Raw genomic sequence first — 1,267 nt, forward strand, 5'->3', positions numbered from 1 at the left:
GGCCCGAAAGAAAGGTAGGAGGCCATGACGAAAGGTCTGCACGTGCCTTCCGAGATCGGCAAGCTCAGGAAGGTCTGCCTGCACCGTCCCGGCGACGAGCTCCTCAACCTGCCGCCCGACGAGCTCGAGCGACTCCTGTTCGACGACGTCCCGTTCCTTGAGGTCGCGCAGCAGGAGCACGACACCTTCGCCCAGATCCTGAGGGACCAGGGCGTGGAGGTGCTCTACCTCGAGAACCTCGTCGCAGAGGTGTTCGACCAGGTCCCCGGCGCCCGCGCCGAGTTCACCGACCAGTACATCGCCGAGGCGGGCATCCGCGGCCAGCGCATGCCGCAGATCGTCCGCGAGAAGCTGGACTCCATCGAGGACAACCTCGAGTTCGTCAAGAAGACCATGGCCGGCATGACCAAGGCCGAGATCGACATGCCCCTCACGGCGTCCACGACCCTCGACTCCCTGGTCAACTCCGAGTCCGAGTCCGACCTGATCATCGACCCGATGCCCAACCTCTACTTCACCCGCGACCCGTTCGCGGTCGTCGGCGAGGGCGTCAACCTCAACCGCATGTACTCGGTCACCCGCAACCGCGAGACCCTGTACGGCAAGTACGTCTTCAAGTACCACCCCGACTACAAGGACGTCTCCCTGTACTTCCGCCGCGACTGCCAGTTCCACACCGAGGGCGGCGACGTGCTGAACATCAACGAGAAGACCCTCGCCGTCGGCATCTCCCAGCGCACCCAGGCGGCCGCCATCGACGTCATGGCCCAGAACATCTTCTGGAACTCCGACTCCAAGGTCGAGCGCATCCTGGCCTTCGACATCCCGGTCTCGCGCGCCTTCATGCACCTCGACACGGTCTTCACCCAGATCGACGTCGATAAGTTCACGATCCACCCCGCCATCATGGGCACCCTGCGCGTCTACGAGCTGACCGCCGGCAAGAACCCGGGCGAGGTCAACATCCGCCTGATCGAGGACACCCTCGAGCACGTCCTGGAGGACGCCACCGGCGTCGACCAGGTCAAGCTGATCCCCTGCGGCGGCGGCGACCCGATCGCGGCCTCCCGCGAGCAGTGGAACGACGGCTCCAACACCCTGTGCGTCGAGCCCGGCAAGATCTGCGTCTACGCCCGCAACACCGTCACCAACGACGTGCTGTACAAGGAGGGCCTGGACCTTCTCGTCGTGCCCTCCGCCGAGCTCTCCCGCGGCCGTGGCGGCCCGCGCTGCATGAGCATGCCCTTCTGGCGCGAGGACCTCTAAG

1 protein-coding gene is annotated in these 1,267 nt (G+C 65.4%); it reads left to right on the forward strand.

The features are described 5' to 3' along the window. Positions 1–24 precede the first annotated feature (24 nt). Positions 25–1,266, forward strand: a complete 1,242-nt coding sequence (arcA, locus tag DW732_RS09715) for an arginine deiminase (protein ID WP_117735747.1) — start codon at positions 25–27, stop codon at positions 1,264–1,266. Position 1,267: the final 1 nt, after the last annotated feature.

This window comes from Collinsella sp. AM28-11LB, assembly GCF_003469895.1.
Taxonomy (GTDB): domain Bacteria; phylum Actinomycetota; class Coriobacteriia; order Coriobacteriales; family Coriobacteriaceae; genus Collinsella.